Origin of the sequence: Alloalcanivorax xenomutans (assembly GCF_032810065.1) — a bacterium.
In the GTDB taxonomy this organism is placed as follows: domain Bacteria; phylum Pseudomonadota; class Gammaproteobacteria; order Pseudomonadales; family Alcanivoracaceae; genus Alloalcanivorax; species Alloalcanivorax xenomutans.
The window spans coordinates 3,481,300-3,504,187 of record NZ_CP136538.1 but is presented as its reverse complement, the minus strand read 5'-3'; the positions used below and the strand labels follow the sequence as shown (position 1 = coordinate 3,504,187).

The following is a 22,888-nucleotide window of genomic DNA, read 5'->3' as shown; positions in this document are numbered from 1 at the left end:
CAGTTTTATCGGCATGGTTATCCCGCCATGCGTGATCAGAGTATAGGCAGCCCTTGTTTAACCCGCAAAACCGTGGCCCGGGGACAGGCAATCAACGCAACAGCCCCCGCTTCGCGCCAGCCACGGTCAGCGCCATCTGGCGTGGCAGCCAGGGCATGCGATACATCAGCGGAAAGGCGACGTCACGTAATGCCGGGATCCACTTGCCATGGGATTGGAACAACGGCGTCAGCCAGCGGCTCATGTTCTGGTAGAAGCGGATCGAGCCGGCCCGCCGCCGCTGGAAGCCGGCCCACACCTGGGGCCACTGATCCGCCTCCGCCATCGCCTGGCCCAGAGCCTGGGCATCCAGCAGCGCCATGGTGCCGCCCTGGCCCAGTTGCGGGCTCATGGCATGGGCGGCGTCACCGATGATACCCAGTCGACCCTCGCCCCAACGGCGCAAAATCACATCACGATAGGTGGCCTGAAGCAGATCCGCGGAGGAAGGCAGCCGTGCCAACAGTGGTTTGAGATCCGGCCAGAACGCGGCGGTTTCCTGTTTCCACTGCTCGAACGGATGGGCGCCATTGCGCCAGTGGGGCATGTCGGCCACCGGCAGGCTCCAGAAAAAGCTCAGCAGCGGCGTGTCGGGGGCGTCCGGAGTACGGCCGGTGGGCAAAACGCCGGCCATGCGATGGGCGCCCTCGTAACACTGGCGCAGCCAGCCACCGTCGAAACCGGCTTCCATGGGCATAATCGCCCACAGTGCGCCCCACGGATATTGGCGGTCATAGCGCACCCAGTCGGCGGGACGCAGATGGCTGTTGCTGCCGTTGGCGATCAAGGCGGCGTCGAAGCGATGTTCGCCCTGGTGAGCCCCGGCGCCCACGGCCACCGTGACCCCCTGAGGATCGTGGCGCAGGGCGTCCACCCGGGTGCCCAGCCAGCGTTGATGGGGGTAGCCATCCAGACTGTTGCTCAGAACGTGGCAAAGACTGGCCCGATGCACGCCAAGCCCCTGCACCCCGGGACCCAGCAGGTGATACCGGGTATCCATCAACACCCGCCCGGAGCGGGTCACGCCATGGAGGCCGTCCACGGGGGCGCCCAGTTCGGCAAGGGCCTGATAGCAACCCAGCTCTTGAAGGACCGACAGGCCGGTGGGCTGCAACAGAATGCCCGCGCCCACCGGTGCCAGCGCCGGTGCCTGCTCCAGCAGGGTGATGTCGTGTCCCTGGGCGGCCAATACCCGGGCGCTGGCCAGTCCGGCGGTGCCGGCGCCGATAATGGCTATGGATTGCGACTTCACAGGTGATGCTCCCCCGGTGATCAGCTTGGCATTATACGCACCCGGCACCCTCGTGCAGTGGGCTGTCTGGCATTGAAACCGTGCCTGTGCCATGATTTTGGCCGTCATCAAGGACGTAAGAGCCTCTGGACAGGCTCTGAGACTGAATGGAGTCAGACCATGCCCCCCTTTGACGAGCTGCGGGACCTGTTGGCGTCCGCGCTGTCGCTGAAAGACCATCGCCGCCTTTATCGCTTCTCCCTGGACGACGACGCCACGCCCTTGCTGGTGGAACGCTGGTGCGGTGACGAAGCCCTGTCCGCCCCTTCGATGTGGTGGGTGGATGTCCTTACCGGTAATGCCCAATGCCCGTTGGGAGAGTGGCTGGGTCGTAAAGCGACCCTGTTCACCCGTCTCGGCGATGGCAGCGAAACCCCCCGCACCGGTCTGGTGGAAGAAGTGACCCTGCTCGGTGCCGATGGCGGCCTGGCCCGCTACCGCTTCACCCTGAGACCCTGGAACTGGCAGCTCAGTCATGGCCGCCATAGTCAGGTATTCCAGGACAAGAGCGTGGTCGATATCGCCGGCGCCGTGTTCGGGCGTTACGGTGAGTGGGCCAGTTGGCGGCAACGGGATGACGTGGCGCCTTTTCTGCAAGCCGTGAGGCCGCGCAGCTATTGCACTCAATACCGGGAAACGGACGCTGATTTTATCCTTCGTCTGCTTGCCGAGGAGGGGCTGGGGTTCCGTCTGATCGAAGCCCGGGACGCTCCCGCTGGACATCAACTGGAACTGTTCTCCGACAGCCGCCTGTTGCCGGAGGACGCCACCTCCGAGGCTCAGGGCGGCGTGCTGGTGCATCGCGGTGATGCCAGTGAAGAAGGGGATGGTCTGCACCGCCTGGGCCGCCGCCGCCGCGCCGGGGCTCAACGGTTGACGCTGCTCAGCGAGGACTACAAAACCCGTCAGGCCACCCCGGTTCAGGTGACGCTTGCCGCCGGCGGTGAGCGCGATCAGCCGGTGGAACAGTACGACAGTGTAGGGCAGTACGCCTGGAAGGACGCTGACGAAGCCCGCCATTACGCAGAATTGCGCGCCGCCCATGCCGAAAGCGAGCGTGATTATTGGCAGGGGGAAGGCGCGGTGCGCACCTGTCGCGCCGGCACTTTCCTGCGGTTGCGGCAGCCGCCGCAAGGGCTGGCGGTACCGGAGGCACTGCTGCTGACCCGGGTCCGCCATCTGGGCATCAACAATCTTCCGGCCACGGCCCGGGAGCAAGTGGCGCATACCCTGGGAGACGCGCCTCCCTGGCCCGATGCGCAGGCGCAGGCGGCCAGTGAGCAGCTGGCGGAACGGGCCGCGCAACTGGGCTACGCGAATCTTTTTGATGCCCAGGATCAGGGGCGCCCGTGGCGGCCCCGTGCCACCGATGAGCAAGGCCGCTGGCGCGGTCGCCCGGTGGCACGGGGCTATCAGACCGCCCGGGTGGTGGGGCCGGATGGTGAGCCCCGGGTGAGTGGTGGCGAGGAGGTGTTCAGTGATGGCCTCGGACGGGTCAAGGTTCGTTTCCACTGGCAGCACGGCGACAGCGAGGACGATCGTGGCACCTGCTGGCTGCGGGTTGGACAGTGGCAGGCGGGGCCCGGCGCCGGCGTGCAGTTCGTGCCGCGCATTGGCCAGGAAGTGGTGGTCGGGTTCATCGGCGGCGACATCGACCGGCCGGTGGTTCTCGGGGCGCTCTATAACGGTCAGGGTGAAGGCGGTATAGCGCCGACGCCAGGCGGGACCGGGGCGAGGGAAAGCAGCACGGAGGTTTTCGCCCGGGCCCATGATCTTGCCGCCAGCGCCCGTGCCAATCACGGTGGCGGCGCCGCGCCGCCCTGGCATGGGGCCAGCCCCGATGCCGCCGGTCACGGCAACGCCGCCGCCTTGTGGGGCGTGCAGTCCAAGGAGTGGGGTGGAGACGGCTATAACCGACTGGTCTTCGACGACAGTGACGACCAGTTGCGGCTGCAACTGGCCAGCAGTCATGGCGACAGCCAGCTCAACCTCGGTCACCTGATCCACCAGGCCGGTAATTACCGCGGCAGCTTCCGGGGTGAAGGGCTGGAATTGAGAACCGATGAGTGGGGCGCGGTCCGGGCCGAGCGGGGATTGTGGCTCAGCGCCTGGGGGCGGGAGGATGCCGATACGCCCGCCGGCGACGTGGAAGAAGCCGCCGTTTTGCTGGATCACCTGCGGCAACTCGGGCGAACCCTGTCCCAGGCCTGCGCCCGCCATGGCACGGCGGTGCTGGCCGCCGCCGAAGGCTCCGACCGTTCCGGTGCCTCCTGGCTGATCGATCAGGAAGCGCCTCTGAACGCCCTTTATACCAGCGCCTCAACCCGGGTTACCGGCGCTGATTGCGGCGCGGCTCTGGGAGAAGCTCCCCAGCACAACACCAGCGGCGGCAATGACCGGGTGCCCCACAGTAGCCATGCCTTGTTGGGACTAACGGCCCCCGCTGGCATCGGGGTGCTGGCGGGCCAGAGCCTGACCTGGAGCAGCGCCGAGACCCTGGCTCTGGCCAGCGGGCAGGACAGCAATCTGGCGGTGGGTGGCGATTTGCGTCTGCACAGCGGCCAGTCCCTGGGGCTGCTCGCCGCCGCCGAGGGTGTTGATGGCGATGCGCTGACCCTGGTCAGCGCGGAAGGCGAAGTACGCTTCGAAGCCCAGCATGAACGCCTGCGCGTGCAAAGCCGCGATGACCTCAACATCACCAGCGCCAACGGCCCGCTGGAACTGGCCGCCGGACAGTCCCTGCACCTGGCCACCAGCGCCGGTGCCCGGCTGACCCTGGAAGGCGGCGACCTGATCGTCAGTTGCCCCGGCGAAATCAAGGTGGAAGCCGGCAAGAAGTCGTTCCTGGGGGGGACCCAATTGAGCCGGGAGATGAACAGCTGGCCTTCGTCGAGCCTGTCGCCGAGCCAATATAACGAAGCATTCAAAGTACACTTTTCGAGCGGCCAGGCAGCGGCCAATCAGCGTTACCGGCTGACCCGCAAGGATGGCGCGGTAATCGAGGGTATAACCAACAGTGACGGTGAAATTGACTTGCAGCAGGGGATCGGGGCGGAAGTCACTTCGTTGACCCTGCTGGGGCCGGCGGACCAGGGAGGGAGTTCCTGATGCGCGATACTTCCACGGCCCGCCGCGCCCCGGTCCGGATCGACCCGGTGTCCGGTTACCCCGCGATTCAATGGAATCTGACGCCGCCGGACCAACGCGACAAAGTGCAAGTGTGTCTGCCAGAGCCTCAGCAGGCCCGCATACTCTACCCCGTGCGCTATGGGATTACCCGAGCCCCGTTACCTGCCGGTGATTTTCCCGATATGGATCTTTCCGGCTATGAAGGCTTGGGCGAAGGCTGGCATTTCGGCTTGCGCACGTTGCGCCCTTTGACCTATGTCTACCTGCTGGCGCAAGTGAAGGAAGAATGGCGTATTCGTGTCTGGCAAGTCGCGGAAGATGGCTATTTCAATCCTATTTCCTCAGTCTCTACTGAGGAGGCATCGCAACCTCCCTGGCAGGACATGCCAACGCTGCCAGAAGTTACCGCGGCACTGCCTTATATCACAGCCCCGCTACCCACTCCCGAACTGGACGTCGGAGAAAGGGCTTGGTTACTTGTCAGTGATTCCCGTCTTACTCGTGGTGTTCTGGATGCCTTGACATCGGATCAGGATGGTCTAAGAAGTCAACTGGCCACGGAAATTCGCCTCACCGATGATGGTCCACAATCGCATACGGGGGATACCGCTCCTCTTGCTGACTTGCCGGGCCTGAATGGTGATCTTGATGCTTTCGTATGGAGCGAGAGCAACTCACCTGTCACCCCGGCTAACCAGTTACTGAGCTTGCTGGACGCCAGTGTCAGCCCCCGTTGTGGTGTTATGCAACAGCATCCCGCGAAGGTTGTGGCGGTGCATGACACCACCGGTGTGATGAGTGAGCTGGGACATCTGGCTGGTATTGAATTGGAGGCATTGCAGAGCTACAGCGCGGATGCTGCCCGCAAGCTCAGAATCTCAGAGTGGATCGATTTGCTTGGGGAGATGAAACGCCGGGAAGTGGAGATGGATACTTTTCGCAACGATCCGGTGGGAAGTGCGTTGCCGGGCGGTGTCGCTGGAGGTGCTGCAAATGCAGCCCGGGATCGGGCCTACCAGGAAGGGTTGGATGCGGAAGCAGGAAGGTTGGCAATGGTGCGTAATGAGGAGCGCCACCAATTTGTCAATGATCATCCAAATAATATGGAACGACTTGGCGAGGCGGTAACCCAAGCGGCATCAGCAGCCACACAGGTCTATCGTTCGATAAAAGCTCGCCATAATGCCACGTTGATGCTTTACGACGAGACCGATCGAGAAAGCTACTTGGCATTACGTCGTGTCGTCACTTTCAGTCTTGGGGTTTTGACCTTGGATGATGAAGGTGTCAATGAGGTTTCCGGTGAGCTTGTCGAGAGCGGCCCAACCGGGATTATGGAGCGAGTTCTGCTCGGCCATCCCCAAGTATCGGAGTATGTGCGCTGGCGTAGTAGTGCGGCTCGCTTTGCCCGAAATGTGGTGGGTGAAGTGATTGAGAAGCTGAATACAGTAATATCCTCGTTCCCGGCGGATAGTGCCTCTCGACAGTTGAGTCTGGTGGTTGGAGCTCTGGTGGCGAAGGGGCGTTTGGGCAGTATCAATGAATTGTGGCGCACTCCATATGGACCCGCCCTGGAAATTCTCAGTGGCGAGACTGGCGTTAAACGCCAAGTGCCGCTGAGCGAGGCTGGAGCATGGTTGCGGGACCGCACCGGAGGACGTGGGGTGAATGGTTTCCGGCCGATTACCGTGGCCCGTGCGGCCAATGAGGTGGTGGAACTGTATGAGAGCCAGCAGGTTCAGGCCCAAATAGAGGCGGACCAGCGTGGATTGTCACAGAGAATGCATTTCTGGCACGGCACCAAACTGGGAATTTCCGGGCTTGGGATATGGTGGTCTCTGGAAAACGCCGCGGCGGCTATAAAGAAGTTGGGCCGCGACGACGGTATGGTGTTGGCGAATTCGCTTAATCTAGGCAGCGCCATGCTGGCCACCAGTGCTGGTGTGACTGGGGGGATACAAGCGGTGCTCGACATCCGACGCAACCAGGCAAGGATAGCGGCTGACCAGGCCTTGGAACAGTCGATGGAAAAGCAAGTTGACCTGCTTGGTAATTGGGCCCTCGGGCTTGCCGCCGGAGCAGCACTGGTCACATTTGTCAAGGATGCCGTGGTCACCCCCATTTTCAATGAAGACGGCAACGAAGCCGCAATAAGCATGACAGGAGGAATATTACAGTTGGGTAATGCCTCTCTGGGTATGCTGCATTTGACCGCCCGGTTGGCGGATCAGGCGGAAAAAATGGGGGCCACTGCGGCCCGTGGCAGAATCACTCAAAGCGCGACTCAGGTCATGTCCCGTTTGGAATCTGGAGGTGCGGCATTGCGTGGGCTTGGCCGATTTGCCCGGGCAAGCAATTGGGTGGGCTGGGTTATGCTGGCGGTTGAAGCCAGTTATGTGGCGGTGCGCCATTGGCACGACACCACCGTGGAGGAGAACAAGGTTTTGCGCTGGATGGCCGGTAGTGTATGGGGAAATGGCTCTATCCCCGCCTGGTTTGGCCTCAGTGACGAGGAAGTGACCACGTTGGATGCAGATGCTGAATTGAAAGAGTTCTACCGGATGTTCCGTGAGCCTTCCATCGAGACTAATACGGATACTCTGAAGTGGTTGTCAGGGAATCTGCCGCTAGTCAGTTCCTATCGCCGTTGGACGACGGGAAGTCCATATCCAGAGGGTGTTGAACAGATCGCTATTCTTCTGCCAGGTTGGCAGGCTCAGGTCAGCAGTGTTCGTGTTACCGTGTCGGCGCCACAGACAATTCCACCGGTGGAAGATCAGATCTACACCGAAGAGAATGCTTCGGTATCGGTGGAGCGAGGTTTGGGGATTATGATGATTGATACCAATAATCCGTACGTCAGTGTGAAGGTGCGGTATTACGTTAACGGCTTTAGTGATCCGGAACTGATGTACGAAGTGGAAAATTGATGACGCGATCCAGAAAGGAGTTGGGTGCTTCCCCAGGTCAACAGATGTCTATCTGGGAACAGTCGCTTGAGCGGGCCCGCCGCCACCCCGATTATGGACTGGCTGACTTCCTGGCACTTTTGAAAGAGGAGAAGAAGAAAAAGACCTTTGCGGCGCTTCCCCCTCTGGATGTGGCTCTTTGGCCGGAGGATGCCTTGAAGCCAAACGATTTGGATATTGAAAACTCGCGTTTGTTTAACGAGCGCTACATTGAGCTGCCGACTGTTGAAACCGTTGGGGGGAACGGAAAGCTGCACTGGTTGCCGCGCCTTTTCCTGTTGTTTCATAACCTGGCCCTGCTTTTGTTCCTTGGTCTTTATGTGGCGGCTTTCGTGGATGAGAAGCTTGATGTGTGGTCGGCGATAGGGTTGTTTGCGGGTTATCTTTGTGCCGGCGGAATTCCCTTTTTGTTCTTTTATTTCCTGTCTCCCTTCTCACCGATGATGCGCCATGCAGAGAAGAAAGGGTCCGCTCGCTATAATCGACAAGCCCAGCTCGTTCACATCTCTTGCGGGGGGGATAAGGTCCTGCATGTGCCTTGGCGTCACGTAAGAGCATTGGTTGAATTCAGTGTGATGCCGGGCAGTTTAGGTGGTACTGGGTTGGTTCTGACAGCTCCGCGCCCGTGGGTGTTGGATGAGCTGGATCGTTTCTCGTCGCGAGGGAAGCCACAAAAGGAACTGTTCTCCTTACCCTACGGATTCTGGACCGGAGGTGATCGGAGTATCCCAGGAATACTGCGCCGTTGGGAATTTATCAGACGATATATGGAGAAGGGACTGGAGGCGATTCAACCGGATCCAGACTTGAAAAAGGGAGGCTTGCTATATTCGCCGGGTGCGGAACCGACCTCCACCAGAGAACTGGGACATGTCTATGCCCTTGTATTTCACCCCTTGGAACGTTTGGGGTACTTTCTGACTTTTGGAGCCTGGCTGGATCGTCAGGCTGCTGTCGCAGAGGAAGCGCTGGATGGGTTTGAATGGCCCGAAGAGGTGGAAGAACTGTGCGCTCCGAGTGCCGATGTTGCGGCATTCAACCACCAACCCATACCAGCGCGTACAGATATATACTATCGATTTGCCGGCTTTAACGGTTACGAGTACGTTGATAGTCGTGGTCAGCCGGCTTCTGGAAGGCATGGCATTGATGAACTGATGGCTGAGGCCAAAGAATGGCCTTCAGGGAAAGCGAAGCCTGTCAAAGATGATTGGGAGGGAGCAGGTTAGTCCGGACTTCTCTAGGAGTGTTTGTGAAAAATTACACTTTCAAACTGAGTAAAGTAAAAGAGAGTAGTCTTCCTCTCATCGAAGAGGTGCTATCGCCATATGGGGAGGATTGGCGACGTAGCGGTGACGGTGACAACGTGAATTTGATTGCCTGGAAAGGAAAGCCGCTGCTCGAGCATCAGGGGGAGCGCTTGTATGTGTACGCCTCTCTCTCGACCAGGACACTGCTTAAAGAAATTCTCATAACACTTGATCGCAATGCTGCCATTCATTTTCCCAGTCCTTCCCAGTGGGTAGTGGCGTTTATAGTGGGAACACTGTTTTTTTTGGTTCGATTTCTCGGTATGGCCACTTCGAGCAAAGATTTTCTGTTTCTTTATGTCGTCTTTGGATTGAGTGGCGTATTGATGAGTGCGGGACTGGTCCTGGGATCTCGGACGACCCGGCGGAGTTGGCGGTGGCTGTTCGTGGTGGCCTGGGTTGTGTTGGCGGGGCTTTCTGTTCTGGGATTGTACGCTATGAGCCGAGGCGCGGAAGGGGCTTGGCTGTTGTTCCTGGTGCCCGTTCTGGTCGGGGGCGTTGGTTGGTTCGCATACCGTGATCTGATGGCCTGGCATTATGTGAAGTGGATATTCGCGGGGGAGGGGATGTCGCAGGAATGCGGCTCGGGTGAGGTGTATCAACCCACCGAGCCTTCTCGCGACGAAGTGGCGAAAAAGAACTTGATCAACTCCGCGATCTTCTTGGCGGTTGGGACGTTGAGCCTGCTTAGCGGTGAAAAACTCGTGGCTTTGTTGGCGACGTTCATGGCAGTGGGGGCATTTGTGGTGGGCACGGTCAAGGGCCAGCAAAAGGGCGGGGCCTAGCCGACCCGATATTTTTCTGGTTGTTACGCTATATAAAACTCAGTAATCCCGCTGTCGCGGCCCGAACCGCGGTGTTTCCTTCTTGAAATTGGCGTTCATTGCCGTGCGTTGATTACGGCTGCGCAACAGTTTGAACTGCAGCCGGGATTCGCGCAGAAAGGCCTGTTCCTCCGGGGCATTCCAAGTGTCATGGAACAAGGCCTTGGCGGCACTGACGGCATCCGGGGACCGTTCCAGCAGCGCCTCGGCCAGTTCCCGGGCGGCCTGCTCAGGCGTCTCGGAAACCCGGGTGACCAGGTGCAGGCGCTCCGCCTCAAGGGCGTCGAAGCGGCGGCCGGTCATGGTCAGTTCCTTGGCCACGTCCAGGGGTAACAGCTCGCGCAGGGTGACGGTGCCGGTCATGTCCGGGATCAGTCCCCATTTGATTTCCATTACCGAGAATTCGCAATCCGGCGTGGCGATACGGAAGTCCGCGGCCAGCGCCAGTTGCAGGCCGCCGCCGTAGCAGTAGCCATGCGTCACCGCGATGACCGGCATGGGTAATTGCCGCCAGGCCCAGCAGGCTTGCTGGAACAGATTGGTTTTCTTGATGCCGAAGCGGGTGAAGGCGAGCAGCATCTTCATCGGAGTCTTGGTGACGCGGCCAAAATCCAAGCCGGCGCAGAATGCTTTGCCATCCCCCTTCAGAATGACCACCCGCACCTGGCGGTTCTTCCTCAGTTTTTTCGCGCAATCGACCAGGGCCTGAAGCATCTCCAGATCCAGGCCATTGTATTTTTCCGCCCGCGCCAGGGTGACGGTGGCGACGTGGCCGGCGATGTCCAGGGTCAGACGATCCCGAAAAATGTCGGTCATGGTGGTGCTCTCCTATCGCTGGTCAGCGGCCGGGGGCAGGGATGCAGGAGGCTTCCACCATCTCCCATCGTTTACCGTCGCCAAGCCGTTCCAGCCAGCAGCGTTCGTTATCGAGCAATAGCCGGAAAGTCTCCGGCCGTTGCAGGTTCCGACCATTCAGCGGCGGATGTCTCAAATCCCGAGGCGAAGCGCGCTCGATCACCAGCAGGCTGTCTCGCGTGAGCGCGTCATCGGCCAACAGGACCGGTCTGTCCGCCGACAGGGCGTCCCGGATCTTTTCCCGCAGTTCCTTGTGGTCCGCTTCCGTGCCGGACAGCAGCGCCGGAGTGTCGCCGCCCGCCGGTTGTGACTGGCAGGCACAGAGCAGTACCAGAATGCCCAGTGCCAGTGTTGTTTTCGCAGGGCTCATGGTATCACCGGGTCGGAGTCATTATGCGGTTTTCGCGCCACGGTGCCTTGTGGACACGGCCATCGCCGATGGGCGGCGCGGTCAACGATTGGCGCAAGGACTGGCGGCTCGCCGATGGTTGGCAATACCCATTGTCGATGTAGTGCAGCGCCGTGGCCAGGCGTGCTTCATCGATGTCGCCAAGATCATGATCGTAATCGTCCGCCACCTGGCAACCCTGCACTCCGGCCTGGCCGTTGTCGTTACCGGGTACGAAGCCGTCCGGGTAATCACCGAAGCCCTTGGCATTGACGCCCTGGAACTGGATCGTGAAGTAGGTGGTGCCGCAATTGTCGGTGGGATAGAACCCGTAGGGTTTGCCGCAGGTGCGATCGCCGATCTGAATCACCTCAACATTCACTCCGCGTAACCCGTTGATGAGGGATTCGCTGGCGGAGCAAGTAGTGGCGCCAGTGAGTACGAACACTCGCGGCAGGTTCAGACTGGGCAACGGCTCTTCGGCCGGAACCGAGAAGCCCAGGGTGATGTTGTAGAACGGTGTCGCAGTCAGGGGCTGGCCTGTGACCGGGTTGGTTTGCGGATGCTGATCATTGAACCGGGAGATTTCGAAAGCCTGACCGGCGGTCTGTTCAGGACCGGCGATCATGTATGAAAGCTGACTGGCCAGCGCCAGATAACCTCCGCCGTTATAGCGCAGGTCCAGTACCAGATCGTCGATGCCATTGCCTTGTTGCAACTGCTCAACAGCGTCCCTTAGCGCTTTCTCCGCGGTGGCGATGTGGTCGTTGAACAGCATGTAGCCCACTCGTTTGCCGCCGGTGCTGGTCAGCACTTTTACTTTCTGTACCGGCTCGGAGGTGATGGCTTCGGCGGTAAGCATGATGGTATGCAGGCTGTCATCGGGATATGCGAACTTGAACTCATGTTGCTCGTCTTCTTGGGTGGGAAACAAGCCCGCGTTCAGCGTATCCACGTCATTGCTCCATTCCATGCTGACGCCGTCGACGGACAAAATCCGGGCACCTCGTGGCGGCAGGCCGGGGCGGTCTTGCTGATCGTGATAGGCCACCCGCACGTCCCGTGGCAGGTCGGGATCGACGATCACCCACTGCATGCCGTAACCCAGTGCCACGCCGGATTGGGATTGCGCGTTCCATTCGTCGCTGGGCATGGTGAAATGAAATTGATCCTTCGGCGTGCCGCTGGCGGTGATGGCTTCCGTTTTCAACAGGTCGAAATAAGCCAGCGGGTTATCGTAATTGCCAGGATTGCGATCCAGGATCTCGTCGTACCAGAGATAGGTCTCGTGGCTCCAGGCGCGCAACCAGTTGTTTTCATCCAGGACTGATCCCGCCACATCGGGGTACTGGTTGCCGCCGCGCGGTCTGAGGCACTGATTGGCGAATTGGCCGGCGTCAGCGAACTGGCCGGCTTGCCAGGTAGTTGCCGGGCTGCTTGAGCCACCACCGCCACTTCCTCCGCACGAGGAAAGAAGGACGAGGGCAGACAATAGTGTGGCGTAACGAAAACCTTCCATGGTGATTTCCTTATTATCGTGTTGTTGTGTGGGCGCCGGGGCGGCCCATCCCGGGCCGCAGCGTAAACCGGCTCCTGTGACGGTTTGATTAACCGTTCAGTTTTTGTTGCAGCAACTGGTTCAGTTGCTGGGGATTCGCCTTGCCCTGCGTGGCCTTCATGGCCTGACCGACGAAGAAGCCGATCTTTTTCTTCCGTTTGGCGTCATCGGAGCCACGGTAGTCCTCCACTTGTGCCGGGTGGTTGGCGATGATGTCATCGACGATCTTTTCCAACTCGCCGGTGTCACTCATCTGCTTGAGGCCTTTGCTCTCGATGATTTGATCCGGGCTGCCCTCGCCGGCCCAGCAAGCGTCGAAGACCTGCTTGGCGATCTTGGAGCTGATGGTGCCGTCCTTGATGCGCAGGATCAGTTCGCCAAGATGCCCGGCGCTCACCGGGCTTTGCGCGATGCCGATGTCATCGGTGTTGAGACGCGCGGTCAGTTCGCCCATCACCCAGTTGGCCGCCAGCTTGGCGTCGCCGCCCTGTTTGGCCGCCGCTTCGAAGTAGGCAGCGGTGGCGAGATCGGCGGAGAGCAGGTCGGCGTCGTATTCGGAGAGCGCGTAAGTTTCAACGAAGCGTGCTTTGCGGGCGTCCGGCAGTTCCGGCAGCGCGTCGCGCAGTTCGTTGATTTCCTCTTCACTGACCAGAACCGGCAGCAGGTCCGGGCAGGGGAAGTAGCGGTAATCGTTGGCGTCTTCCTTGCTGCGCATGGCGCGCGCGGTGTTGGTTTCGCCATTGTACAGGCGTGTTTCCTGCACCACTTCACCGCCATCCTCGAGCACATCAATTTGCCGTTCCACCTCCAGCTTGATGGCTTTTTCCATGAACCGGAATGAGTTCAGGTTCTTGGTTTCAGTACGCGTACCCAGCGGCTCGCCGGGACGGCGCACGGAGATGTTCACGTCGAAGCGCATGTTGCCCTGGGACATATCGCCGTCGCTGATGCCCAGGGAGGTGACGATGGCGTGCAACTTGCGGGCAAAGGCCACGGCTTCTTCCGCGTTGCTCATGTCCGGTTCGGAGACGATCTCGATCAGCGGCGTGCCGGCCCGGTTCAGGTCGATGCCGGTCATGGCCCGCCCGGTTTCGTCGGAGAACGCTTCATGCAGCGATTTGCCGGCGTCTTCCTCCAGGTGGGCGTGGTGAATGCGCACGCTCTTGCGAGTACCGTCCTCCAGTTGCAGCTCGACCACGCCGGCGCCGACGATGGGCTCGGCCAGTTGGGTGGTCTGATAGCCCTTGGGCAAATCCGGATAAAAATAATTTTTCCGTTCGAACACTGACCGGCGGCCGATTTCCGCGTCAATGGCCAGGCCGAAGCGGATTGCGTGACGGATTGCTTCACGGTTGACCACCGGCAGAGTGCCGGGCATGGCCAGATCAATCAGACTGGCGTTGCTGTTCGGTTCGTCGCCGGTGCGGGTGCTGCTGGCGGAGAACAGTTTGGAGGCGGTGGCCAGTTGCACGTGCACTTCCAGGCCGATGACGGTTTCCCAACTCATGCGAATGCTCCCGGAATCCGTTGATGCCAGTCGGTGGCCAGTTGATAACGATGGGCCACGTTGAGGATGCGGCCCTCCTGGAAGTAGTTGCCGATGACCTGAGTGCCCACTGGCAAGCCGTTGACGAAACCACTGGGCATGGACAGTGCCGGCAGCCCCGCCAGGTTGACGGCGATGGTGAAGACGTCGGCCATGTACATGTTGATCGGGTCATCCACCTTGGCGCCGATCTTGAATGCGGTCTCCGGGCTGGTTGGCCCCATGATCACGTCCACCTCGGCGAAGGCGCGGGCGAAGTCGTCGCGGATCAGGCGGCGGACCTGCTGGGCGCGGCGGTAATAGGCGTCGTAGTAGCCGGCGGACAGGGCGTAGGTGCCGACCAGAATGCGGCGTTTGACCTCTTCGCCGAAGCCCTCGGAGCGGGAACGCTTGTACAGATCCAGCAGATCCACCGGATCGTCACAGCGGTGACCGTAGCGCACGCCATCAAAGCGGGACAGGTTGGAGCTGGCCTCCGCCGGCGCGATCACGTAGTAGGCCGGCACCGACAGTTTGATGCTCGGCAGCGACAGCGGTACCAGTTTGGCGCCCTGCTTTTCCAGCTCCCGCAGAGCGTCGCGGCTGTTTTCGGCAATGGCGTTGTCCAGAGTGTCCGGGAAGAATTCTTCCGGAACGCCGATCCTGAGACCCTCCAGATTCTGGTTCAGGTCGCTGAGATAGTCGCCCACCGGCTCGTCCAGGCTGGTGGAATCCTTGTCGTCGTGGCCGGCCATGGCGGCCAGCATCAGCGCGCAGTCGGCGGCGCTCAGCCCCATCGGGCCGGCCTGATCGAGGCTGGAGGCGAAAGCGATCATGCCCCAGCGCGATACCCGGCCATAAGTGGGCTTCAGACCAGTGACGCCGTTCAGCGCCGCCGGCTGGCGGATGGAACCGCCGGTGTCGGTACCGGTAGCGGCCGGAGCCAGGCGCGCGGCCAGAGTGGCGGCGGCGCCGCCGGAGGAACCGCCGGGCACCCGCTCCTGGTCCCAGGGGTTCTTCACCGGGCCATAAAAGCTGGTTTCGTTGGAGGAGCCCATGGCGAACTCGTCCATATTGGTCTTGCCCAGCATCACCGCGCCTTGCGCCGCCATCTTCTCCACCACGGTGGCGGTGTAGGGGGCGATGAAGTTGTCCAGCATGCGTGAACCGCAACTGGTGCGGACGCCTTCGGTACAGAAGATGTCCTTGTGGGCCACGGGCAGGCCGGTAAGCAGTCCACCCTCGCCCCGGGCGAGGGTGGCGTCGGCGGCATCGGCCTGGGCCAGGGCCTGCTCCTCGGTGACGGTGATCAGACTGTTGAGCTCACCGTCGAATTGCCGGATGCGGCGCAGAAAGTGTTCGGTCAGCTCGCGGGAGGAGAATTCCCGGGCAGCCAGGCCGGCTCTGAGTTCGGTCAGGGTCTTGGTATGCATGGCGTCTTATTCAATGACTCGGGGGACCAGGAAACAGCCCTCTTCGGTGGCCGGGGCGATCGGCATGACCCGTTCGCGCACGTCCGGTTCGGTAACTTGGTCGTCGCGTAGCGGCTGACTCACATCCAGGGGATGGGCCAGAGGCGCGACGCCTTCCACATCGGCCTGCTGTAACTGGTCCACCATGGCGAGGATGTCGTTGAGCCGTTCGCTCAGCGCCGCGGTCTCGTTGTCGTCCACTTGCAGGCACGCCAGGTGGGCGACTTGAGCAACCACCTTGGAATCAATGGCCATGGTTCTCTCCGTTCTCTCCGTAGAATTGGCACACCCCGTGGCATCAGTACGCCGTGGCGTCGGCACGGGATCGGAAATCGGCTTCAGGAAGGCGCAAAAAGTACCACAGACCGGCCTCGGGGAGCCACTGAACCGGTATCCGAGGGGGGTAAATCCGGGTGCTTGCCCCGGTGATTACGGATGATCGCCTCCCGGTACGACCAAAAGAGGGGCGCCGATGGCGCTTGCGCCGATCCGCCGGCCTTGCCGGATGGGCCCGCCGTTGCTAGAGTTGCGCCATCTTGCCGTCGCCTGTGAAAACGGGATCAAGACGGCGCTTTCCTCTCGACGAGACTTCAGGAAACTGGCCAGGATGTCCGTTATCAAACGTATTCGGGGGATGTTTTCCACCGATCTTTCTATTGATTTGGGGACCGCCAACACGCTGATCTATGTGCGTGGTCGGGGTATTGTCCTCGATGAGCCCTCGGTGGTGGCGATTCGTCATCACGGTGCCCAAAAGAGCGTGGCCGCGGTTGGCGCCGACGCAAAACGGATGTTGGGTCGTACCCCCGGCAACATTACCGCCATTCGTCCGATGAAGGACGGGGTAATCGCCGACTTCGACGTCACCGAGAAAATGCTCCAGTACTTTATCAAAAAGGTGCATGACACCGGCTTTTTCCCGCCGGCGCCCCGGGTGCTGGTTTGTGTGCCTTGCAAATCCACGCAAGTGGAGCGCCGGGCAATTCAGGATTCCGCCTACGGCGCCGGGGCCCGTGATGTGTTCCTGATCGAAGAGCCCATGGCCGCCGCCATCGGTGCCGGCCTGCCGGTGGAAGAGGCGCGTGGCTCCATGGTGGTGGATATCGGCGGGGGCACCACCGAAATCGCCCTTATTTCCCTGAACGGCGTGGTCTACTCCGAGTCCGTGCGCATTGGCGGTGACCGTTTCGATGAGGCCATCGTCGCCTATGTGCGCAAGGAGTACGGTTCACTGATCGGTGAATCCACCGCGGAACGCATCAAGCACGAAATCGGTACCGCTTATCCCGGTGGCGAGGTGCTGGAAATCGACGTTCGCGGACGCAATCTGGCGGAAGGGGTGCCGCGCCAGTTCACCCTCAATTCCGAGGAAATCCTGGAAGCGCTCAAGGAGCCGCTGGCCGCCATCGTCAATGTGGTGCGCAATGCCCTGGAAGCCTCGCCTCCGGAACTGGCTTCCGATATCGCCGAACGGGGCCTGGTGATCACCGGCGGTGGCGCGCTGCTGCGTGATATCGACCGGCTGCTCAGCGAGGAAACCGGCCTGCCGGTGATCATTGCTGATGATCCGCTGACGTGCGTGGCGCGCGGCGGTGGCAAGGCCCTGGAAATGATGGATACCCACGGGCTTGATATGCTGGCCATGGGTTAATCGACCGGCGCCGCCAAGGCGCCAGTGTCCTGGTAACCGACGGCCATGTCCTCTTCCAACCCAACTTACCGTCTTCTCATCGCGCTGGTGCTTGCCGTGGTGTTGATGGTGCTCGACCAGCGCACACCGTGGGCACAGCCGATCCGCTACGTGTTCGGCTACCTCACCGCGCCGGCTCAGTACCTGGCCCATCTGCCGGTGGATACCGCCCGTTTCGTTTCACGCCAGACCCAGAGCCGCGCCGAACTGCTGGAAGATCAGGAGCGCCTGAATCGTCAGGTGCTGATTCTGGAACAGCGGGTGCAGAAACTGGCGGTACTGGAGGCGGAAAACACCCGCTTACGTGAGCTGCTGAACTCCTCGGCGAGCCTGGAAGGGTCGGTGCTGGTGGCGGAGATCATCGGTCTGGACCCGGATCCCAACCGCCAGGAAATCGTCATCAATAAGGGGGCTCGTGAAGGCGTGCGCCGTGGCCAGGGGGTGCTGGAGGCCCAGGGGCTGATCGGTCAGGTGGTGGAAGTGGGGCCGCTGGCTTCACGGGTGCTGCTGATCACCGATGCCAGTCACGCCATGAGTGTGCAGGTGAACCGCAACGGGGTCCGCGCGATTCTGGCCGGCACCGGCCAGGGCAATACCCTGCGTCTGCTGTACGTGCCGGATACCGCCGATGTGCAACAGGGCGATTTGCTGGTGAGCACGGGCCTGGGGCAACTCTATCCCCGTGGCTATCCGGTGGCCGAGGTGGTCAGTGTGGATCACCGCTCCGGTGCCGCCTTCGCCGATATCCTGGCCCGCCCCAAGGCCCAGATTGATCGCGCCAGTCACGTGCTGCTGGTGGAATCCAAACCGGTGGAACCCGCCCCCGCCGATCAGGACGAACCAGGGGACGCGCCGCCGGATGGGGCGGAGGAGGAAGGCCAATGAGCAAGGAGAAACCGGCCGGCACCGGCGTGATCCTGGTGACGCTGTTCCTCGCCGGTCTGCTGGAGGTGGTACCGCTGCCCGAGGACCTGAACTGGTTGCGTCCGGACTGGCTGTTGCTGGTGCTGATGTACTGGGTACTGGCGTTGCCGCATCGGGTCGGCGTGCTGTGGGGCTTCGTGGTCGGGCTGTATCACGATGTGCTGGTGGGCACCACGCTGGGTCAATGGGCTCTGGCCTATAGCCTGGGGGCCTACTTCATGTTGGCCGCCTACAAGCGTATGCGTGTCTTTCCGGCTTTGCAGCAAACCGCGGTGGTGTTCCTGTTGGTCGGCTCCTCGAATCTGCTAGCCTATCTGGTGCAGGAATCCGTGGGGCGCGCTTATTATCCTCCCTATACGATCCTTTACAGTACGCTGGCCAGCGCGGTGCTGTGGCGGCCGATCGTGGCCGCGCTGCGCTGGGTGCAGTTGCGTTTTCTGGTGCGCTGAGAACGGATCGACCAGGCCGATGGCAGGACGACATGACGGACGTTGTTTTACCTCAGCGGGGGACGCCGCTGTTTCTCGCTTCCGGTTCGCCCCGGCGGGCGGAGTTGTTGACCCAGGTGGGCGCCCGCTTTACCCGCCTGCCGGCTCCGGGCGTGGACGAAACACCCTTTCCCGATGAACCTCCCGAGCAATACGTGATCCGTTTGGCCCGCGCCAAGGCCATGGCCGGTGATGGCTCGCGGACCTCCTCCGGTGCGGTGCTCGGCGCGGATACCGCGGTGGTGCTGGAGGAGCGCATTCTCGGCAAGCCCGTCGATGATGAAGATGCCCTGGCCATGATCGATGCCCTGTGCGGCCGGGAACATCGGGTGCTCAGCGGGGTCTGCGTGTTGTATCAGGGCGAGGCGCGCACGGCCATGTCGACAACCCGGGTAAGGTTCCGGGAGCTCACCGCGGCTCAGCGGCGCGCCTATGTGGCCCACGGAGAAGGCCGGGACAAAGCCGGTGCCTACGGCATACAGGGGCTGGGTGCCGCGCTGGTGGCGTCCCTGGCCGGCAGTTACAGTGGGGTGGTGGGACTGCCCCTGGAGCAGACCCTTCCTCTGCTGGAATGGGCAGGGGTTCCCTACGGTATCTCCGTGCCCGCCGAATAGGGCGCGAAGGTGGTGACGAGGCCAAGGTGAGCAGAAAAAACGACAGGCACGGACATGCCTTCTGGCGCGACTGGCTATGGTGGCTGGTGGCCATTCCACTGGTGTTGCTGGCGGTGTACGTGGTCGCCATGCGGCAGTTCATGGCGGTATTGCCAGAATACCGGACACAACTGGAAACGCTGGTGGCGGAGCGCTTCGGCACCGACATCAAGATCGACCGCCTGGAAGGCGAGATGGAAGGGCTGTCACCGCGCATCCGGCTGTTCGGGCTGAGTCTGCCGGCGGTGGAAGGCGGGTCTCCACTGACCCTGGATCGGGTGGACGTCAGTGTTCGGGTTCTGGCCTCGCTACTGACCCGGGAACCCCGCCTCAACGAACTGCGTGTCGAAGGCGTGGATCTGCATCTGGTTCGTGACGAGCAAGGCCGGATCCGTCTGCGTGGTCTGGAGGCTTTCGAGGGCGGTGAGCCGCAATGGGACCGCTGGTTGTCGCTGCTCTATCACCAATACCGTATTGTCATCGACGACGCCCGCTTCTCTCTGGAATGGCCGGATTTGCCGCCGCTGGCATCGTCTTTGCGTCTGGCGCTGGTCAACCATGGCGACCAGCACCGTCTGGCGGTGAAGCTGGAGGCCCGTGACCGTCCCTTTTCCGTGGACGGGCGGCTGCGTCTGGACGGCAACCCGCTGCGCTGGGAGCAGGTGAATGCCGGTGCCTATTTGTCGTTGGATGGAGAGCGGCTGGAGGAGTGGCTGCCGGACACCCGTGAGTGGCCTCTGGACCTGCAGAATCTGCAGGGCAAAACACAATTGTGGCTGGAGGTCAGGGATGGCCGCCCCACCAGCGGCAGTGCCCGTCTTTCGGCGCCACGATTGGTGCTCACCGATGGCGAAACGCCCTGGGCGATCAGCGACCTGAATCTGGACGCGCGCTTCCGCTACGACCCGCGACAGGGGGGAGAGGTGGTGCTCTCCAACGTGCGGGGTGAAACGCCAGCGGGTGATCTGGCCCCAGGGCCGTTGGCGGCATCCTGGCGTGAGCCAGGAGAAGGCCAGGCACGATCATGGGCGGCCCGTGGTGAACGGCTGCGCTTGCAGGCGCTGGCACGGCAACTGGCGCAGTGGCCATTCGCATGGCCGGCATCGATCTCGCCGCTCCGGCAAAAGCTCGAGGCATTCCAACCCCAGGGACAGTTGCGGAGCCTGTATCTGACCGGTGAGGGCACGGCTTGGCGTTCACTCCAGGCTCGCTTCAGCGACCTGCAGGTGCGGGCGGTGGATAAACTGCCTGGCGTCTCGGGCCTCAACGGCTGGCTGACGGCCACGCCGGAGGGGGGCTTGGCGGATCTGCGGGGCGACGCGGTTGGCCTGATGCTGCCGGAATTCTATGACCATGCCCTGGAAGCGGCGTTCACCGGTGCGCTGCGCTGGTCGCTGGAAGAGCAGTCCTGGACGTTGGACACCGGCGCGATACGAGCCCGCAATCCGGATGCCCGGGGCGTGGCCATGGCCCGGGTGCGGGGCGGGGCGGAACACATTCCCGAATTGCGTCTGCTGGCGGATTTGTTCGATGGCGATGGCGCCCGTGCCAGCCATTATATTCCGCTTGGGCGTCTGCCCGACGGTCTTGGTAACTGGCTGACGCAGGCGTTCCGGGGCGGTCATCTGGATCATGGCCAGTTCCTGTACCAGGGGCCGGTGAAAATCGATCGCCAGCGCCAACAGGATCGCACCTTCCAGATGCGCTATCAGGCCCGCGATGTTGCCTTGTCATTCCTGCCCGACTGGCCGGTGGCCACCGCCGCGGACGCGGAGGTGCTGGTGGACGGACGGCGTTTGGTGGCCACCGCCGGCAGCGGCACTTTGTTCGACAGCCAAATCAGTCAGGTGGCGGTGGATATTCCCGAGCAGGGCGGTCAATTGGTGGTGCAGGGCAAGGTCAGCGGTCCGGCCGCGGATGTTGATCGCATTTTCCATGACACGCCGCTGGCCGCCACCCTGCCGAAGGAACTGCTGGATTGGCGCTTTCGCGAGGGCCAGGTGCAGGGGCATCTGCTGCTGGATGTGCCGCTTAAAAAAGGTGAAGGGCGGCAGGTAACAGTGGTGGCGGACGGCAGCGCGAGCGGTGTCACCGTGGCCAATGAGGCACGCCGGCTGACCCTGACCGGGGTGACCTCGCCGGTGCATTTTCACAGCCGCAATGGATTGAATCTGCCGGACCTCAAGGGGGAAGGGCTGGGGGGCCGCTTCAGCGGCGCCTGGACCACCCGTGACGCTGACAGCCGTCTGGTATTGACCGGTGGTTTGCCCGCGGCGCGGTTGCGGCAATGGCTGGGTTTTGACTGGCTCTCTCCGGTGTCCGGGACCGTGCCGGTGGACATTACCATGAGCATGCCCTGGCGCGGGCGGGGTTTCCATCTGGAGGCCTCGTCGTCGTTGCGGGGGGTGGCTGTTAACGCGCCGGCGCCGCTGGGTAAATCGGCGGACAGCAGCCGCCGGCTGTGGCTGAGTCTGGATCCGGAACGGCAGGATCTGCGTGTGGAGTACGCCGGCGTTGGCCGTGGACGGATCCGCATCGGCGATCCGGTGGCCGGGGTGATCCGGCTGGGCGAGGGGGATCTGCCGAACATGCCGTCCCGGGGCGTGACTTTCCTGGGGCATGTGGACCGGGCCGATGCCAATGCCTGGATGGAGTTTATCGGCAGCCTTGCCGGCGGCGGCGCCGGTGGCGGACAGAATGCCCTGGTCAACCGGGCGGTGTTCAATGTTGGCGAGTTGACGCTGGCGGGACAGCGGTTCCGGCAGGTCCGTTTTTCCGCCATGCCGGCGGGGTCCGGCTGGGAACTGGGGCTATTGGGGGGTCAGGTGGCGGCCTCGCTGCAGGTTCCCGGCGGCTTCCAGGCACGGGGGCAACGGCCCCTGCTGTTGACGGTATCCCGTCTGTATCTGCCGGAGGGGGCCACGGGTGGGAGCGATGGCGGTGCCGGCAAAGCGCCGATTGCCCCTTCCACGCTGCCGCCGCTGGACGCGACGATCAGCGATTTGCGGCTGGGGGGGCAGCAGTTGGGCGACTGGAGCGGTAATCTGCGTCCGGTGGACGGCGGTGTGCACATCAGCGGCCTGCGCGGTGGCTGGCGCCGAGTCGGTGTGGATGGCGCCCTGACCTGGACTGGTGACGACCGTGCCCAGCACACGCGGTTCCAGGGTATCTTGACGTCCGACGATCTTGGCAAGGCGTTGTCCGCCTGGGGGCTGCCGCCCTTGGTGGAAAGCAAGGACGCCCGCGCTTCGCTGAATCTGTCCTGGAACGGCTGGCCGTTGGCTCCGCCGCTGTTGGGGCTGCAGGGGCAGGTGAACGTGGACATCGGCGAGTGCCGGATTCCGGATACCGATTCGCGCACCTCCATTTTGCGCGTGCTTGGTGTGTTCAATATCGGTACGCTGCAGCGCCGTCTGCGGCTGGATTTCTCCGATCTCTACAAAAAAGGCCTCAGCTGTGACGCTCTCAAAGGCGATTTCCAGTTCCAGGGGCCCCGGGTCAGCACCCAGAATTTACACATCGATTCACCGTCGGCGGCGTTCCAGGTTTCCGGGCAGGTGAATCTGGCGGAGCAGACCTTGAATAACCGGGTCGCCATGACCTTGCCCATTTCCAGCAATCTGTATGCCGGCTGCCTCGCCGGTCCGGCGGTGTGTGCCGGGGTTTTCGTGGTGGAGCGGCTGTGGGGTGATAAGCTGGACAAGACCACCACCATGCAATACCAGGTTTCGGGCCCCTGGAAAGAGCCCCGGGTGACGGAAGCGGAGTGAGGC

General features: G+C 62.0%; 16 protein-coding genes. 9 read left to right on the top strand and 7 right to left on the bottom strand.

Annotation, left to right across the window (positions count from 1 at the left end):
- Positions 1-91 precede the first annotated feature (91 nt).
- Positions 92-1,291, bottom strand: coding sequence for an FAD-dependent oxidoreductase (locus RYH70_RS16035; protein WP_316308783.1), 1,200 nt, complete (start codon positions 1,289-1,291; stop codon positions 92-94).
- Positions 1,292-1,450: 159 nt separating this feature from the next.
- Between RYH70_RS16035 and RYH70_RS16030 the strand changes: the two genes are divergently transcribed.
- From RYH70_RS16030 to RYH70_RS16015, 4 genes are read left to right on the top strand one after another with little or no spacing between them, the layout of a single operon-like run.
- On the top strand, positions 1,451-4,438 hold the full coding sequence (locus RYH70_RS16030) for a type VI secretion system Vgr family protein (protein WP_317009399.1): 2,988 nt from the start codon (positions 1,451-1,453) through the stop codon (positions 4,436-4,438).
- Positions 4,438-7,389, top strand: a complete 2,952-nt coding sequence (locus tag RYH70_RS16025) for a toxin VasX (RefSeq protein WP_317009398.1) — start codon at positions 4,438-4,440, stop codon at positions 7,387-7,389. The genes RYH70_RS16030 and RYH70_RS16025 overlap by 1 nt, the downstream gene beginning before the upstream one ends.
- Entirely contained in the window at positions 7,389-8,657 is a 1,269-nt protein-coding gene (locus RYH70_RS16020; RefSeq protein WP_317009397.1) for a hypothetical protein, read from the top strand. The genes RYH70_RS16025 and RYH70_RS16020 overlap by 1 nt, the downstream gene beginning before the upstream one ends.
- A gap of 23 nt (positions 8,658-8,680) precedes the next feature.
- Entirely contained in the window at positions 8,681-9,523 is an 843-nt protein-coding gene (locus RYH70_RS16015; RefSeq protein ID WP_022996284.1) for a hypothetical protein, read from the top strand.
- 39 nt (positions 9,524-9,562) lie between these two features.
- On the opposite strand, the gene RYH70_RS16010 is transcribed toward RYH70_RS16015, so the two are convergent.
- The 6 genes from RYH70_RS16010 to gatC form a co-directional block, all read right to left on the bottom strand.
- Positions 9,563-10,378 (bottom strand): crotonase/enoyl-CoA hydratase family protein, encoded by an 816-nt coding sequence (locus RYH70_RS16010; protein WP_317009396.1) that lies wholly within the window; start codon positions 10,376-10,378, stop codon positions 9,563-9,565.
- 22 nt (positions 10,379-10,400) lie between these two features.
- Positions 10,401-10,787, bottom strand: a complete 387-nt coding sequence (locus RYH70_RS16005) for a hypothetical protein (RefSeq protein ID WP_233918303.1) — start codon at positions 10,785-10,787, stop codon at positions 10,401-10,403.
- A 4-nt stretch (positions 10,788-10,791) separates the two neighbouring features.
- Complete coding sequence (locus tag RYH70_RS16000) at positions 10,792-12,324, bottom strand: S41 family peptidase (protein ID WP_063142437.1); 1,533 nt, start codon at positions 12,322-12,324, stop codon at positions 10,792-10,794.
- 88 nt (positions 12,325-12,412) lie between these two features.
- The gene (gatB, locus tag RYH70_RS15995) at positions 12,413-13,870 is read right to left on the bottom strand and encodes an Asp-tRNA(Asn)/Glu-tRNA(Gln) amidotransferase subunit GatB (protein ID WP_063142438.1); all 1,458 of its coding nucleotides are present in this window, start codon (positions 13,868-13,870) and stop codon (positions 12,413-12,415) included.
- Complete coding sequence (gene gatA, locus RYH70_RS15990; protein ID WP_022996279.1) at positions 13,867-15,321, bottom strand: Asp-tRNA(Asn)/Glu-tRNA(Gln) amidotransferase subunit GatA; 1,455 nt, start codon at positions 15,319-15,321, stop codon at positions 13,867-13,869. The genes gatB and gatA overlap by 4 nt, the downstream gene beginning before the upstream one ends.
- 6 nt (positions 15,322-15,327) lie before the next feature.
- Positions 15,328-15,615, bottom strand: a complete 288-nt coding sequence (gatC, locus tag RYH70_RS15985) for an Asp-tRNA(Asn)/Glu-tRNA(Gln) amidotransferase subunit GatC (RefSeq protein WP_063142440.1) — start codon at positions 15,613-15,615, stop codon at positions 15,328-15,330.
- Between the two features lie 352 nt (positions 15,616-15,967).
- Between gatC and RYH70_RS15980 the strand changes: the two genes are divergently transcribed.
- From RYH70_RS15980 to RYH70_RS15960, 5 genes are read left to right on the top strand one after another with little or no spacing between them, the layout of a single operon-like run.
- A complete protein-coding gene (locus RYH70_RS15980) occupies positions 15,968-17,011 on the top strand; it encodes a rod shape-determining protein (protein WP_014995922.1) in 1,044 nt (347 codons plus the stop codon).
- Positions 17,012-17,056: 45 nt separating this feature from the next.
- Complete coding sequence (mreC, locus tag RYH70_RS15975) at positions 17,057-17,935, top strand: rod shape-determining protein MreC (RefSeq protein WP_080531444.1); 879 nt, start codon at positions 17,057-17,059, stop codon at positions 17,933-17,935.
- Complete coding sequence (mreD, locus tag RYH70_RS15970) at positions 17,932-18,423, top strand: rod shape-determining protein MreD (RefSeq protein ID WP_014995920.1); 492 nt, start codon at positions 17,932-17,934, stop codon at positions 18,421-18,423. The genes mreC and mreD overlap by 4 nt, the downstream gene beginning before the upstream one ends.
- Before the next feature lie 32 nt (positions 18,424-18,455).
- Positions 18,456-19,076, top strand: a complete 621-nt coding sequence (locus RYH70_RS15965) for a Maf family protein (protein WP_080531443.1) — start codon at positions 18,456-18,458, stop codon at positions 19,074-19,076.
- Between the two features lie 26 nt (positions 19,077-19,102).
- A complete protein-coding gene (locus RYH70_RS15960) occupies positions 19,103-22,885 on the top strand; it encodes a YhdP family protein (protein WP_317009395.1) in 3,783 nt (1,260 codons plus the stop codon).
- The last annotated feature ends 3 nt before the right edge of the window (positions 22,886-22,888 follow it).